Below are 13,791 nucleotides of genomic sequence, written 5' to 3'. Positions count from 1 at the left end.
CCGCGGAGTCGGCGGCGGGCCGGGTCGCCGGGGGCGGTGAGCCCGTCGTCACCTCCGACGTCACCAGCGACCCGCGGACCTCGCGGTTCGTTCCGCCGGAGCTGCGGTCCTACGGTCCCTTCGCCGCCGCGCCGTTCGGCACGGGCGGGCGGCTGCTCGGCGCGTTGACCGTGTACCGGAGGGCGGGTGGCGAGCCGTTCTCGCCCGGCACGGTGGAGCTTTTGACCGCGTTCGCCGGACAGGCGGGTGTGGTGCTGGCCCTCGCCGAGGGCGCCAACGCGCGGCATCGGGTGTCGCTGCTCGAAGAGCGTGAGCGCATCGCCCGCGAGCTGCACGACGTCATCGTGCAGCGGCTGTACGCGGCGGGGATGCAGCTCGACCGGGTGCGCAGGAGGATGCGCAGACGGTTCGCCCATGCCGACGGAGCGCGGCTGGGCGAGGCCGTCGACCAGCTCGACCAGACGATCGAGGAGATCCGGGGCACGGTCCGGCAGCTCCGCTCCGGCGAACCGGGGCCGAGCGAGCCCGCCTCCGCCCGGACCGATCTCGCGGAGTCGGCACGCACCGAGGTGCGGATCGCGGGCGAGCTGCTCGGGTACCCGCCGACCCTGGAGCTGTCCGGGGAACTGGCCGACATCCCGGTCGAACGCGCCGACCACGTGCGCGCCGCTCTCCGCGAAGCATTGTCCAATGTGGTGCGTCATTCCGGTGCGCGCGAGACCCGGGTGACGTTGCTGCGTGAGGACGACGCGGTGCGGCTGCGCGTGCGGGACAACGGATGTGGCGTGCCGAGGGACGTGGCCAAGCGCGGTCTGCGGCACCTCGCCGAACGCGCCGAGGGCGCGGGCGGCGAGTTCTCGGTCAACTCCTCGCCCAGCATGGGCACCATGGTCGCCTTCGACCTGCCCCTCTAGGTAGGACAACACGACGTCACCGCGCGGAAGCCCCGGCGCGGACGGTGCCTCGCGGCGTCAGGCGCCTTCGTTGCCACCTCCGTGGCGGGCGACCCAGGCGGCGGCCTGGGTGCGGCGGCGCATGCCGAGCTTGTTCAGCAGCGAGGTGACGTAGTTCTTCACCGTCTTCTCGGCGAGGAACAGGCGTTCGGCGATCTCACGGTTGGAAAGGCCCTGGCCGATCAGGTCGAGGACACTGCGCTCCCGGTCGGACAGCGCGGCCAGCTCGTCGGCCTGTTCCGGCCGACGCACCTTGTTCAGCAGGCGGCTGGTGGTCAGCGGGTCCAGCAGCGAGCGCCCGGCCGCCACCTCGCGCACCGCGTGGACCACGTCCTGCCCGCGCACCTGTTTGAGCAGATACCCAGAGGCCCCCGCCATGATCGCGCCGACCATGGCCTCCTCGTCGTCGAACGCGGTGAGCACCAGGCAGCGTGGTGGGCTCGCCAGTGACCGCAACTCGCGGCACAGTGTCACCCCGTCGGTGCGTCCGTCGCCGAGCCGCACGTCGACCACGGCGACGTCCGGTTCCACGTGAAGCGCGACCGCCAGCGCCTCGTCGGCACCACCGGCCTCGGCCACGACGGTGATGTCCTGCTCGTCGTCGAGGAGGTCGCGCAGCCCACGGCGCACGACCTCGTGGTCGTCGACGAGCAGCACCTCGATGGCCATGGGTCGAGCCTACGTCCGCGCTCGCGCCGCCGGTGTGGGTGACCGATGTGGGAATAGCGACAGCCCAGGCCGGGTTGCCACGACCATGGATGCTGCGACCACGGGCACACCGGACCGGGACGGCGAGCGCGGCGGGACCGGCCACGATGGCGCGATGGAACCGGGCGCCGACATCGAACGCCGCAACCGGGGCCGTGTCGAGCGGTCCGGCAAGCGTGTGCGTGCGGTGTTCGCGGGGGAGGTCGTGGCCGACACGACGGCGCCGCTGCTCGTCTGGGAGGTGCCGTACTACCCGGCCTACTACCTGCCGCGAGAGCACGTGCGGACGGACCTGATCGTCGCGACGGGGCGGAGTCGCACCTCACCCACGCGCGGGGAGGGGCTGATCGGGCATCTGCGCGTCGGTGACCGCGAGGCCGCCGACGCGGTGACCGAGTACCCGGAGTCACCCCTGCCGGTGTTGCGCGGCACAGTGCGCCTGGACTTCGCCGCGATGGACGCCTGGTTCGAGGAGGACGAGGAGATCCACACCCATCCGCGTGACCCGTATGTGCGCGTCGACGTCCTGCCCAGCTCCCGGCACGTCCGGGTGGAGGTCGACGGGGTCACCGTGGCCGAGAGCCACAGCCCCCGGTTGCTGTTCGAGACCAACCTGCCCACGCGCTACTACCTTCCCAAGCCGCACGTGCGGCTGGACCTGCTTGAGCCCAGCGACCGGGTGACCTACTGCCCGTACAAGGGTCGGGCCGAGTATTGGTCCGTGCGTACCGGCGCGGGACGCGTGGACGATCTCGTGTGGTCGTACCCGACGCCGTCGACGGAAAGCGAACGGATCGCCGGCCTGCTCGCCTTCCCGCAGGAACGGGCGGACGTCTTCGTGGACGGTGTCCGGCAGGAGCGGTGATTCGCTCGGCGGGGTGCCGAGCGCGAACGTCACCGGATGCCGGCGTTCCCCCGGACGCGGTCAGCTTCCGTAGTGATAGCGGCAAGCGGCGATGCGAATCTCGTCCTCGTCCAGCTTGTAGACGAGCCGGTGCTCGTCGGTGATCCGGCGCAACCAGTAGCCGTGAAAGCCGTGCTTGAGGGGTTCGGGCTTGCCGATCCCTTCATTGCCGTTGCGCGCCACGTCCTTGATCAGCGTGTTGATGCGCTTGAGCACTTTGCGGTCCTGGGTCTGCCACCAGAGGTAGTCTTCCCAGACGCTTTCGTCCCAGACCAGTTTCATTCGGGTAGGTCTCGCTCGACCCCTCCGCCGTGCTCAAGTCGGTCGATCGCGCCCAGTAGACGACGGGCGTTCTCTGGGCTCCTGAGCAGGTACGCGGTCTCCTTCAGCGATTCGTAGTCGTCGAGGGCCACCATGACTACGGGGTCGTGACCCGATCGGGTGATGACAACTTCTTCGCGGTCATCGACGACCATGTTGAGGGTCTCGGCGTAGTTCGCGCGGGACTCCGAGTAGGTCATGGTCTTCATCGCCCACCTCCGGGTACGTACAGAAAATCGTACGTCTGTGTGCCGGTGCAGCGGCAAGCCGCCGAGGAGGCTCATCTCCACACGTGCGGCTGGACGTGCTGAACGCGCGGTGACACGGTGCCCGTACAGGGATCTCCATGTCGGTGCTGCTCTACTCCTGCCGCTCGGCGAGCGCGCGGAGTTCGGCGTAGGCGTCGAGGACCGCGCCGATGTCGCGGTTGCGCCGCTTGCGGATGAGGACCGCCTTGAGCACCGACACGCCGAACAGGGCCAGCAGCACCGCTGATACACCCAGCAGCGTGCCGAAGTTCTCGCTGTCGGTCGAGTACAGCGTGCCGGTGAGGACGAAAAGGCCGACGAAGCCGAACAGGAACGCAAGGCCGACCTGGCGGTTGAACCGTTTGCCCCAGAGCCGGTGTTGTTCGCGGGCCTGGTTCAGCACGTGCGGCGACAGCGGGTCGAACCCGTGTTCCCGCTCGATCTCGGCGGCCCGGGCCTTGACCGTGGGGTCGGTCCGGAGTTCGCCGGGGTCGGAGGCGTTGCCGAACTGTTCTTGGGCGGGCGACACGATCGTGGTGCCCGGGCGGGTCAGCCGGACCACCTCACCCCGCCGGATCTGTGAGTAGCCAGCTTCCTGCCAACCGGTGTCCCGGACGATCCGGGCGATCGCCGCGCTGGTCAGGTCCGCGTATCGGTTGGTGTCCAGCGGGTAGAAGCCGTCGGCGTTGAGTTTCGCCTCGGCCAGCTCCCGGCGAAGCTGCTGCCCGGAGTCGGTGTGCTTGACGGGCTCGCCCTTCTCGCGGGAGAAGCGCAACAGCCATCCGGTCGAAGTGAGTTCCTCGTCGACGAAGTGCCAGCCTTTGCGGCCGAGTTCCCGGCGCAGCTCGGCGAAGGCGATGTCCTTACACCGCAGCCAGTCGAATTCGAGCGTGGGGCCGGGGGAGCCGGCGAGCTCGCGCAGCGTTGTCAGGTCTTTGTTGCGTCGGCGTTGCTTGACCTCGGTGGGCGCATCCAGAACTCGTGCGAAGATGATGACGAGTATGACCGCCAGCGAAGGCAGCAGCAGCCACAGCGCGATCGTGTCGGCCAGTTCCTCAGTCATGCAGCGACAACTTCCGTGAGGTCTTCGGGGGATCGAACGCCAGCGCGCGGACGCCGTTGTAGCGCCGCTCGTCGACGAACCGGAAACCCGCCAACTCGGCCATTCGTTTCACCATGTGCTCGGACAACGGGTAGGCCACCCGGACCCGGACAAGCGACGGTGCCCCCGGCGGCCGTGTCCTGGCCAGTTCCCGCTCGACCCGCGTCACTGCCTGGGCGAAGCCCTGCCTGCGGACCTTGACGACGTCGACGACGTACCACAGGGCAAGGAGGACGAACGATGCCCCGATCACGATGTTGATCACGTAACTGCGTCTCCCGGTGTGCTCGTCGAACCCTGATACCAACCTCGGCCCAAAGGCTAGCCGAGTACCCCGGCGATCGATCTGGTCGGAGGTTCGGTGAACAACACGCTCTGGCGATGCCGTAAATGCCGTTGGCGCCCAGCTTCGCCTGGCTCTAGCCGAGCACTCCGGCAATCGACTTCGCCGACGGCTCGGTGAACGACACACTGCGAACGATGCCGTCCAGTATCTCAACATAGGACGGCCAGTCGGCAAGGTTTTCGCTCGACACTCCGATGATCGCAAGCCTACGCCGATCAGGAAACGGCAGGACCACCTGCGCCTGGCGCACACGATGGGTCGTGGGGCGGGGATCGCCGAGCGGACCGAACGGGGAGGTCACGGCCAGCTCTTCACCCACCACGAGCGCCTTGCCTGCCGGGAACTCCGCGAACAGCACCTCGCGGGGTTCACCCGGCGTGCGCAGACCACCGGCAACCGCGTCCAGCGGGTCCTCGGCATCGAGCTCGGCCTTCTTGACCAGGATCGTGTACTGAGCGCTGGTCAGCGCCGTCGGGTCGGTCTCCGACCGTGCCACGCACTGCCCCACGTAGACCGCTCCCTCGTCCCGCAGCCGGGCTACCATGTGTTCCTGCGAGAACGCGAGGTGAAACGCCTGCCGTTCGGTGAGCTTCAGTTGTTCGCGGAACGCCTCGAAGGTCCGGCGGGCGCGTTCCTCCGGCGGTTCCTCCAGCGCGATCTCCTGAAATTCGTCGGGAATTTGGAATCGCAGCGGAATTCGGCCGCGGTCTTCGTCAAGGGTCTCGCCGAGCACTGCTTCTCCTAAGGCAAGGTGATCGCACCGAGGATGGCGCTGGCGGCGCCAGCGGTGTTCTTGGCATCGGTGGCAGCGTCGCTGGTGTCGAACAGCCCGATACCCGAAGGAACCTGCAGCGAGACACTCGCGCTGCCCTCGAAGGCCTTCGCCACGTTCGTCGTCAAGGCGGGGTCCGTCAGTGCGCCGGTGCCCATCGCTTTGTCGGCGAGCCACTGCGCAGCGGCGCTCGGGTCCTTCATATCGGTGACGACACGTGAGAAGTCGTCGGCCGCGGCCCTGCCGCCCGCGACGGCGGCGTCGCCCGCGGTGTTCATCGCCCCGGTCATACCGGTCGCCCGGGTCACGTCGACGACCCGGTCGGCGCCGGCGACGACGTCGCCCGCGGCGTTGAAGCCCTTGGCCACGGCGCCGACACCGGGAACGACCCCGATCACGTCGCCGGCGAGCCCCACCCACGCGTTCGGGTCGTCGTACTTCTCGTTGATCACCATGTCGGCGCCGTGCGCGCCCAGCGCGATCGCGCCCGCCCCGATGGCGATCGGTCCGGCGATGGGGGTCAGCACCGGGATGAACGCGAGCGCGCCCGCCACGGCCGACACGATGCCCGCGATGTCCCCGATCGACCCGATGTGTTTGGAGAACCAGGCGCCGACGTCATCACCGATGTCGCCGAGTGATTCCCAGAACGATTTCTGCGGCGCGGCGTCCGCGGCCTTCTTCAACGCGTCGGCGCAGGTGTCGGCGTCGGCCTGCCAGGTCTCCCGCAACGTCTTCGCCTGCTCGCGGATCTCGTCGAGCTTGTCCCACGCCGCCTCGGCGGCCTCGACGGCGTTCTCCGCCGACTTCCGCAGTTGCTCGTTGTCGGGCTGCGCCGACGCGTTGGCCCTTGCCGTGCCCGCGGCACTGTCGAGGCTTTCGGCGTTGCTCTTGGCGGTCGCGGCCTGCTCCTCCAGTCGCCGCGCCTTCTGCTGGTGCCGCTGGAGGTCGTCCGCCCACGTGGACAACGCCGTGGCCGCCTTGTCGAGCGAGTCGTGTCCTTTGTCCAGATACTCGGGCAGCATGTCCAGCTTGCCCGCGAACGCCTGCGCGGCATTACCGGTCCAGACGTCCTTGTCCTCCTGCACGGATTTGAGGACCTCGAACGCTTCCTTGGCGTAGCCACCGGTTCTGTCGAGCTGCTCGGCGAGGTCACGCACGCTCGGCACGTCACCACGCGCCGGATCGAAACCGAGGTTGGGGAAATCCGCGTCACTCACGCCTTCTGCTCTCCCGCCGCACGAACGTCGTCAGCCATCCGCGTCAAGGTGTCCCGCAGGTTCGATTCCAGCTCGGCATAACCCTGGATGGCTTTGTCGACCCCGCCTTTGATGCCGTCGACGGCCTCGCGGATCTTGTCGAGGCCGCCCTCCCAGTCGGAGTTGAAGTCGGCGCACGCCTTGTCGAGCGAGTCGGGCCCGATCGACTTCGGCCCGACCTCTTTCATGCGCTTCAGTGCTTCCTCGACGTTGTCGACGGTGCGGCCGAGATTCTTCTCCAGTGCCGTCAAACCCCCGATGTCGACGGTGAAATCGGGCATATCCACCTTTCCCGTGGCCTGTGGTTCCCCTGTGGCGTTCACTCGGATGGTCGAGCCGAATCGATGGTTCCCGTGACGTGGAACACTCGTAGTCGCGCACCGGCTCCACCACCCTGTGGCCTACGTCTTCGGGCCTACGCCTTCGACGCCCAGATCCGCCGGGAGGTCTGTTCCGGGTGCGGCGCCACCGAGGGCGGGACGTCCCAGATCCTTGTCAGCGCCCGTTCGGCGTCGTAGGCGGGCCAGCCCGGGTCGCCGGTTCCCGCGAACGACACCCACGCGCGCCGCATCTCCCGCGACAGCACGTGTGCCTCCTCCGGCACCGACTCGCCCAGGACCATGGCTCGTACGGGCGTGTCGAAGTTGCCGAACGTCAGCGGAAGGTCGAGCGCGTGGCAGGCGCGCAGCGCGCCGCCCATCGCCGGGCTCGGCCAGGTCAACTCGTACAGGAACGAGCGCCCGCCCGCCGAGGCGTGGGCGTCGGCGCACCACGTGGTCGGCATCCGGAACACCGCGTCGCTGAACAGCAGCGTGTACAGGTCGGCGTCGGTGATGCCGGGGTGCGCCGCGCGGTAGTCGTCCACGGCGGACGGGCCGAGACCGAGCGCGCGGGCCGCCGCGCCGGGATCGGCGCTTGAGAGGTCCCTGCCGAGCGTGAACAGGGTGTACTCGTCGCGGTTGAAGCCCCAGATCACCTCGACCCCGCGCGCGGACCCCGCGCGCAGGGCATGCCACGGCGGTCGCGGCACCGTGTCGTCGTCCAGCACGAACGCGTACGGTGTGATCCCCTCCGGCTGGGACGACTCCCCGTTGGCGACCGCGCGGGCGAGCGGGCGCTTGTGCACCCGGTGGATCTCCTCGGGCGGCACCGCGGCCAGCTCCTCGACGGTGGCCCGGGTACCGACCTCGGCGGCGATGCTCTCGCCCATCCGCCGCGCTTCGTCGCGGTCGAGGAACCGGCCCGCCACGCTCTGCGCGATCGCCCGGCGGAACAGCCCCGTCGCCCGCGGTGCGGACAGAAGCGCCGCCACCGCCGTCGCCCCGGCGGACTCGCCGAACACGGTGACGTTGTCCGCATCGCCGCCGAAGCCGGCGATGTTGTCCCGCACCCAGCGCAGCGCGGCGAGCTGGTCCAGCAGCGCCCGGTTGGCGGGCGCGTCGGCCACCCAGCCGAAGCCCTCGTAGCCGACCCGGTAGTTGACGGTGACCACCACGACGCCGTCCCGCGCGAGCCGGGTGCCGTCGTAGGTGGGCTCGCTGGACGACCCGACCAGAAACGCCCCGCCGTAGAGGTAGACCAGCACCGGCAGGCCGGACCCGCCCGGCTCCGGCGTCCACACGTTCACCGTGAGGCAGTCGGTGTCGCATCCCGGCCGCCACAGTGACGGCATGCCCTCCATCATCGTGCCCTGCGGCGTCGGCGCCGAGAAGTCGACGGCTTCCCGCGTGTCCGTCCACGGTTCCGGAGGCTGTGGGGCGAGGAAGCGGCGCGGGCCGTCGAGCGGCGCGGCGAACGGGATGCCCTTGAACACGGCGAGCCCGTCGGCCTCGCTGCCACGGACGGCTCCGTACTCGGTCTTCGCGATCATGTCCACGGGTCCATTCCACCGCGAAACCACCGCTACGCGACAGTGCCACCGTGGGAGGCCGCATCGTGCGAGGCTGCCACCGTGGGAAAGCGCCACCGTGGGAGAGCGCCACCGTGGAAGAGCGCCACCGTGGGAGAGCGCCACCGTGGAAGAGCGCCACCGTGGGAGAGCGCCACCGTGGAAGAGCGCAGTGCGGAGGGCGACCGCACACCCGCGCCACCGGGTCCGATGGCGAACTTCGACCCCGTCCTCCGTCACGCGCCCGGTGGGCGCCTGTAACCCGCTGGGCTTACTCGCGGTGCCCACGACGCCCACCCTTGGTTTACTCGACGCTGGACCGAAAGGGGTGGCATGGCCGAGTGGCGTCAGCAGGCCGCCTGCGCGGTCGAGGCCGAGCTCGAACACGCGCGGCAGGCCGGTGAGTGGAGCATGCTGGGCATGCTGCGGCGCACGGGTGACGGTGAGTACCTCGTCGACCTGCGCGGCTGCCGTGTCCGGCCGATCGAGGACCTCCGCGTCGCCGGGGCCGACGGCCCCCGTGACGGTGCCGCCGTGCCGGTCGGCGCGACGCTGACCACGGGCGTGTTGCGGCTGGACGAGACCGGCCCGCTGCCCGCCGAGTGCGATCGGGTCTGGGCCCGGCAGGGCGACGACGGCGGCCACCTGGCCCGGGTGGCCGGCGGGCTGCGCCGGATGGGCGCGGCACCGCTCGCCGACAGACTGGCGGCGGGCGAACTCGACCCCGCCGACGAGGATGCCTACCGCACCTGCTTCCTGCCCGGGGTCCACGTGGTGTGGGGGCCTCCGGGCAGCGGTAAGACCCGGCTGGCCGAGCGCGCCGCCGAGGACCTCGCCCGCGGGGGACTGCGGGTCCTGCACGTCTCCGGGGACGACGCCGCCACCCCGCCCCCGTGGGTCGAGGCCGACGAGGAGCGACTGGTGTTGCAGGAGGACCTCGCCGCGCTCACCGAGGTCGAGCACGAACTGGCGGGGCTCGACGAGCGGCTCGACGGCTACGACCACGATGCCTACCTCGCCGCCGAGCGGCGGATCGAGAACGGCCAGCGGGCGGCGGCCCTCGAAGCGGAGTTCTCCCGGCTGCGGGAACGGCACTGGGAGCTGGTCCAGGAGTCCGGGGAGGCCGAGGCGAAGCTGCGGGCCGCCACGAAGGCGCGTGACCGGGTCGCCGACGAGCTCGCCCGCCGGGCGGAGGCGCGTGTGCTGACCCACCGGCTCGCCACGGTCGAACAACGGCTCGCCGACGTGCGGGAACGCCTGCGTGAGGGCGGCGTGATGTACCGGGGACGGCGCGAGGACCGCAGGGAGCTGCGCGCGGCCGAGGACGAGCGCGTGGTGCTCGTCTCCCGCATCGAGGACTGCCGGCGCCGGGTGCACACCGTCTCCGACGACGTCCGGCAGCTCGACGAGGAGCTGGCGGCGGTACGCGAGCGCGCGGAGGCCGCGCAGCGCGCGGAAGCCGATACCCGGGCGCAACTGGAGATCCTGCGCGACGAAATCGTGCGGTTGCACTCGGCGGGGCTGGCCGACGACCGCGATCACCGCTACTACGCCGAGTGCCTGCGGCTGGGGCTGCCCGAGTCGCAGGCCCGGCGGGACGCGCTGCGCGCCCGGAGCACACACCGCGCCGCGCTGCGCGGCCGCTTCGGCGAGCGGCTCTACTGGGCAGGGGAACGCCTGCACGAGCGCCGTCTCGAACGGACCCGGCAGCGGTGGCGTTCGGCGTCGCTGGTCCGTACCACCCTGTCGCAGGTGCGCGCACGCACGGAGCCGTTCGACGTCGTGCTGGTCGACGACGCCGGGTCCGCGCGTCTGGTGGACGTGCTGTTCGCGGTGGCACAGGCGTCCACGACCGCCGTCGTGTTCGGCGACCTGGCGCAGCCGTGGCCGCGCGTGCGTCCCCGCGAGCTGGAAGAGGTGCCCGAAATCCGCCGGTGGACGCTGGCGACCCCGCTGCGCCACTGCGGCATCCACACCCCTGCCGACGCGCGCGCCCATCCGGGGTGCGCGGTGCTTTCCGGGCAACACCGCTTCGGTCCGGCGATCCGCACGCTGGCCGAGGCCGTGGGCTATCCCGCGTTCGCGGCGGCCGAGGGGCGCCACACCGAGGTGGTGCTGCTCGACACGGCGGGCGAACCGGTCGAGCGTGCGGCGGTGGCCCGCCTGCTCGACCGGGAGCCCTCTGCCGTGCTCGCCGCCGACCGTCAGCGCGCGGGCGAGTGGCTTGAGGTGCTGCGCGACACGCTCACCGTGGACGTGGGAACGGCCTCGACCGTGGCCGGGCACGAGTTCGGCACCGTGGTGCTGGACCTGACCGGTGACGGCTGGCAGGACCGGGTGCGGGCGTTCCTGTGCGGGATCGCCCGCGCACGCGACCGGCTCTACCTCCTGGCCGACCTCGACGAGGTGCGCACCGCGAGCGTGGGCACGCCGCTGGGCGCCGTCGAGGCGCTCCGCGCGCAGGGCGACCTCGTCGTGCGCAGGCTTGGCGATCTGCTGATCCCGCAGCAGCGGCGACAACCGGCGACCGAATGGCACGTCTCCGTGACCGGCAGGCAACCCTCGGATGGCACGATGACCGGGTGACCACCCGATCGGACCTGCGGACGTACCTCCGAACGCTGGATGCCGAGACGCTGGCCGACCTCCTGCACGATCAGGCCGAGCGCGACCCCGAGCTGCGGCGCAGGCTGTGCGCGCGGGCCCGCACCGCCCATGGTGGGCTGGCGGAGGTCAGCGACCTGCTCGACGACGCGGTGCGGTCCGACTCGGCGCGGTCGGTGCGCCTGTCCTCGGTCCTGGACACGCTGCGCCGCCTGCTCGATTCCGGTACCACCGCCGATGTCACCCCGCTGGCGCGCCGGGTGGTCGACACCCTTTTGAGCGCGCACGGCCAGTCCTTCGGCCCTCCGGGGGCCGGTGATGCCGGCGCCGCCGGTGCGGCCACGGCCACCGACGAGGAGCTGGGCGACGCCGTGCGCATCTACGCCCGCGCCTGTGCCGCGCACCCACCTTCGGCGCCGGAGCTGGCGGAGTGGTTCACCCGTGTGGCGTTCGACCGTCCGGGATGGCCGGACATCGCGCTCGCTGACTTCGCCGAGTCCCTCGGCGATACGGGAATCGCGCGAGTGCGGTCCGCCGTGGACTCGGTGTTGTCGGAGGCCGATGTGGACTCGGACGACGGGCGAGTGCCGACGGCGCGGCGTTTGCGGTTGGAGATCGCCGAGCTCGCGGGAGACGTCGACACCGTCGTGCGGCTGCTGTCCGAACAGCTTCCCCGGCTCGACGTCAGCTTGCGCATCGTGCGGGTCCTGCGGGCGGCGGGCCGGCACGCCGAGGCGATCGCGCACGCCGCCAACGCACTCGGCAAGGACCCCACCACCAGGCGCGGCTCGCTCATCGACGCGCTGGAACGCGCCCGCGCCGACCAGGCGGCGGGCCAGGCCGGTCCCGCCGACTCCGACAGCACGACCGGGGCGGGCGTGGTGACCGGCGAGGCGGCCGATGACGCCGAGGACCCGGGCTCCGGCTCCGGCCGCATCCAGGAGACCCAGGACGACGACACCGGCTCCGCGAGTGCGGGGTACCGCTCCGACGGTGACTCCGGTTCCCCCCGCGCCGGGAACAGGGACGCGCACCCGGGGGAGCCCGCGGCCTCCGGGTCCGGCGACCTGGAGGCCGCGCAGGAGACGGTGGTGGCGCTGCTGCGGCAGGAGCGGGACGAGCAGGCGTGGAAAGCCGCCTCGGCGTGCGCGCCCGAGGAGCTCATCCCGCTCTACCGCGCCGATGTCGAGCGGTTGATCGAACAGCGCGCCGCGCCGTCCTACGCCCGGGCCGCCGCACAGCTCCGCAGGCTGCGCACGCTGCACCGACGCGCGGCCCGCCGCGACGAGTTCGCCACCTACCTCACGAACCTGGTGCGCACCCACCGCCGTAAGACGCGGCTCATAGAAGAGATCCGCAAGGCCCGGATCGCGCTGCCCCGGGCCACCCGTCCTGGTTCCTAGCGCACGCGCGCCGGACGCCCGGGTCAGTTCGGCGGCGCCGGAACACCGCCCCGGGCCGGGACTCCCTCGGCCGGGCGCTGCTCAGCGCGCCGGGATCGGGAGCGCCGCCAGCCCCGCACATCGGTGAAATCCAGCGCGACGGGGCCGAAGGCCATCACGAACAACACCGCGATGCCCAGCACCGCGCCGACCCACGTCACAATGTTCGACAGCATCGCGTGCCTTTCTCGCGCCGGTTTCCGCCTGTCGTGCCTGTCCAGGGTCACCGGGACGAGAGGCTGTGGGTATCGGCCAAGTGGTTACTGCTGGCGCGGGCCCCGTCGGCCGTTCGACGGAGGGCGGTTCCCACGGTTCGCGGTACCCGGGGCGGCACTCAGTACAGCCCGTACGACCGGCGCCCCGTCGAGCAGCACCGGGTCGTTGTGGCTCGCGCCGGGTACCGCCACCGGCGTCGCCCCCGCGGCCTCGGCCACAGCCCGGCTCTGTTCGGGCGGCACGATCTCGTCCTCCGTGCCGAACACGACGGTGACCGGCGCACGCACGCGCGGCACCCGCTCGATGACCGGATACTCGTCGCGCAAGAGCCAGCGCACGGGCAGGAACGGATAGTGCTTCTCACCCACGGCCGCCAGGTCCGTGAACGGCGAGCGCAGCACCAGTGCGGCGGGCGGGTGCTCGGTGGCCAGTTCGGTGACCACCGCGGCGCCCAGGCTCTCCCCGAAGTAGATCAACGGTGTCGACGGCGTTTCCCGGGTCAGGAACGCGCGGGCGGCGCGGACGTCCCGCGCGAGCCCCTCCTCGGTCGGGGCACCGGGGTTGCCGCCGTAGCCGCGGTAGTCCAGCAACAGCACCGACAACCCGTGCTCGGCCAGTGCCCGTGCCAGCGGCGCCCGCAGCGCTCGGTCGCCCCCGTTACCCGGCGCGACCAGCACGCTCGCCCGCGCGTCGTCCGGGCGGACGAACCAGGCGCCGAGTCGCAGGCCGTCGCTCGTGGTCAGCGTGACCTCGCGCCCACCCGGCAGCACCTCGGCCACCGGGGGCAGCGGCCCGGACGAAGGCAGATAGATCAGCTTCCGCTGGAACGCGACGAGGCTTGCGGCCAGCACGACCACGATGGTCGCGAACACCAGCACCGGAATCAACCACCGCCGCCGCACACCGGTGATCGTGTCATGCCTCCGCCGTGCCGAACACCGTCGCGAGGGCGCGCGCCGCCTGGCGTGCGGTGCGCGCGGCGCGCAGCTCCTCGGTGTCGGCCAGGGCGCCGGGGTCGGGTTCGGCCC

At 71.2% G+C, this 13,791-nt stretch carries 15 protein-coding genes; 4 read left to right on the top strand and 11 right to left on the bottom strand.

Annotated elements, in window-relative coordinates; all coding sequences use genetic code 11:
- On the top strand, positions 1-914 hold a 914-nt coding region (locus tag SACSA_RS21290; protein WP_019813543.1), incomplete at its 5' end, for a GAF domain-containing sensor histidine kinase.
- 57 nt (positions 915-971) lie between these two features.
- Here the strand turns inward: SACSA_RS21290 and SACSA_RS0103490 are convergent.
- Positions 972-1,622 (bottom strand): response regulator, encoded by a 651-nt coding sequence (locus SACSA_RS0103490; protein WP_019813542.1) that lies wholly within the window; start codon positions 1,620-1,622, stop codon positions 972-974.
- 85 nt (positions 1,623-1,707) lie between these two features.
- Between SACSA_RS0103490 and SACSA_RS0103485 the strand changes: the two genes are divergently transcribed.
- A complete protein-coding gene (locus tag SACSA_RS0103485) occupies positions 1,708-2,526 on the top strand; it encodes a DUF427 domain-containing protein (protein WP_019813540.1) in 819 nt (272 codons plus the stop codon).
- 60 nt (positions 2,527-2,586) lie between these two features.
- On the opposite strand, the gene SACSA_RS0103480 is transcribed toward SACSA_RS0103485, so the two are convergent.
- The 8 genes from SACSA_RS0103480 to SACSA_RS0103445 all read right to left on the bottom strand — a co-directional run bounded on the left by SACSA_RS0103480 (position 2,587) and on the right by SACSA_RS0103445 (position 8,483).
- Entirely contained in the window at positions 2,587-2,847 is a 261-nt protein-coding gene (locus tag SACSA_RS0103480; RefSeq protein WP_019813538.1) for a Txe/YoeB family addiction module toxin, read from the bottom strand.
- Entirely contained in the window at positions 2,844-3,095 is a 252-nt protein-coding gene (locus SACSA_RS0103475) for a type II toxin-antitoxin system Phd/YefM family antitoxin (RefSeq protein ID WP_019813536.1), read from the bottom strand. The genes SACSA_RS0103480 and SACSA_RS0103475 overlap by 4 nt, the downstream gene beginning before the upstream one ends.
- 151 nt (positions 3,096-3,246) lie before the next feature.
- On the bottom strand, positions 3,247-4,197 hold the full coding sequence (locus SACSA_RS0103470) for a hypothetical protein (protein WP_019813534.1): 951 nt from the start codon (positions 4,195-4,197) through the stop codon (positions 3,247-3,249).
- Positions 4,190-4,543, bottom strand: a complete 354-nt coding sequence (locus tag SACSA_RS0103465; protein ID WP_232212820.1) for a hypothetical protein — start codon at positions 4,541-4,543, stop codon at positions 4,190-4,192. The genes SACSA_RS0103470 and SACSA_RS0103465 overlap by 8 nt, the downstream gene beginning before the upstream one ends.
- Before the next feature lie 112 nt (positions 4,544-4,655).
- A complete protein-coding gene (locus SACSA_RS0103460; RefSeq protein WP_019813530.1) occupies positions 4,656-5,315 on the bottom strand; it encodes a hypothetical protein in 660 nt (219 codons plus the stop codon).
- An 8-nt stretch (positions 5,316-5,323) separates the two neighbouring features.
- Positions 5,324-6,574: a putative T7SS-secreted protein gene (locus SACSA_RS0103455; protein ID WP_019813528.1), complete on the bottom strand. Its 1,251-nt coding sequence runs from the start codon at positions 6,572-6,574 to the stop codon at positions 5,324-5,326.
- The gene (locus SACSA_RS0103450; protein WP_019813526.1) at positions 6,571-6,894 is read right to left on the bottom strand and encodes a hypothetical protein; all 324 of its coding nucleotides are present in this window, start codon (positions 6,892-6,894) and stop codon (positions 6,571-6,573) included. The genes SACSA_RS0103455 and SACSA_RS0103450 overlap by 4 nt, the downstream gene beginning before the upstream one ends.
- 134 nt (positions 6,895-7,028) lie before the next feature.
- Entirely contained in the window at positions 7,029-8,483 is a 1,455-nt protein-coding gene (locus tag SACSA_RS0103445; protein WP_048876388.1) for a carboxylesterase/lipase family protein, read from the bottom strand.
- Between the two features lie 351 nt (positions 8,484-8,834).
- Here SACSA_RS0103445 and SACSA_RS0103440 point away from each other — a divergent pair, with 351 nt between their 5' ends.
- Positions 8,835-11,087 carry an SMC family protein gene (locus tag SACSA_RS0103440; protein ID WP_019813522.1) on the top strand — a complete coding sequence of 751 codons (2,253 nt, stop codon included), beginning with the start codon at positions 8,835-8,837 and terminating at the stop codon, positions 11,085-11,087.
- Positions 11,084-12,508 carry a hypothetical protein gene (locus SACSA_RS0103435; RefSeq protein WP_019813520.1) on the top strand — a complete coding sequence of 475 codons (1,425 nt, stop codon included), beginning with the start codon at positions 11,084-11,086 and terminating at the stop codon, positions 12,506-12,508. The genes SACSA_RS0103440 and SACSA_RS0103435 overlap by 4 nt, the downstream gene beginning before the upstream one ends.
- A gap of 23 nt (positions 12,509-12,531) precedes the next feature.
- Here SACSA_RS0103435 and SACSA_RS0103430 read toward each other — a convergent pair whose 3' ends face one another.
- Together SACSA_RS0103430 and SACSA_RS0103425 are read right to left on the bottom strand one after the other, a co-directional pair.
- On the bottom strand, positions 12,532-12,723 hold the full coding sequence (locus SACSA_RS0103430; RefSeq protein WP_019813517.1) for a hypothetical protein: 192 nt from the start codon (positions 12,721-12,723) through the stop codon (positions 12,532-12,534).
- A gap of 84 nt (positions 12,724-12,807) precedes the next feature.
- Positions 12,808-13,665: an alpha/beta hydrolase gene (locus tag SACSA_RS0103425; protein WP_019813515.1), complete on the bottom strand. Its 858-nt coding sequence runs from the start codon at positions 13,663-13,665 to the stop codon at positions 12,808-12,810.
- Between the last annotated feature and the right edge of the window lie 126 nt (positions 13,666-13,791).

Source organism: Saccharomonospora saliphila YIM 90502 (genome assembly GCF_000383795.1).
GTDB lineage: Bacteria > Actinomycetota > Actinomycetes > Mycobacteriales > Pseudonocardiaceae > Saccharomonospora > Saccharomonospora saliphila.
The sequence above is the reverse complement of the archived record's forward strand: the minus strand, read 5'-3'. Positions and strand labels throughout refer to the sequence as shown.

What these genes read in the sequence shown, in the direction of transcription:
- SACSA_RS0103430 (WP_019813517.1), bottom strand. Translation starts at nt 12,723, where the DNA reads ATGCTGTCGAACATTGTGACGTGGGTCGGCGCGGTGCTGGGCATCGCG.
- SACSA_RS0103485 (WP_019813540.1), top strand. Translation starts at nt 1,708, where the DNA reads ATGGATGCTGCGACCACGGGCACACCGGACCGGGACGGCGAGCGCGGC.
- SACSA_RS0103440 (WP_019813522.1), top strand. Translation starts at nt 8,835, where the DNA reads ATGGCCGAGTGGCGTCAGCAGGCCGCCTGCGCGGTCGAGGCCGAGCTC.
- SACSA_RS0103450 (WP_019813526.1), bottom strand. Translation starts at nt 6,894, where the DNA reads ATGCCCGATTTCACCGTCGACATCGGGGGTTTGACGGCACTGGAGAAG.
- SACSA_RS0103445 (WP_048876388.1), bottom strand. Translation starts at nt 8,483, where the DNA reads ATGATCGCGAAGACCGAGTACGGAGCCGTCCGTGGCAGCGAGGCCGAC.
- SACSA_RS0103480 (WP_019813538.1), bottom strand. Translation starts at nt 2,847, where the DNA reads ATGAAACTGGTCTGGGACGAAAGCGTCTGGGAAGACTACCTCTGGTGG.
- SACSA_RS0103470 (WP_019813534.1), bottom strand. Translation starts at nt 4,197, where the DNA reads ATGACTGAGGAACTGGCCGACACGATCGCGCTGTGGCTGCTGCTGCCT.
- SACSA_RS0103490 (WP_019813542.1), bottom strand. Translation starts at nt 1,622, where the DNA reads ATGGCCATCGAGGTGCTGCTCGTCGACGACCACGAGGTCGTGCGCCGT.
- SACSA_RS0103475 (WP_019813536.1), bottom strand. Translation starts at nt 3,095, where the DNA reads ATGAAGACCATGACCTACTCGGAGTCCCGCGCGAACTACGCCGAGACC.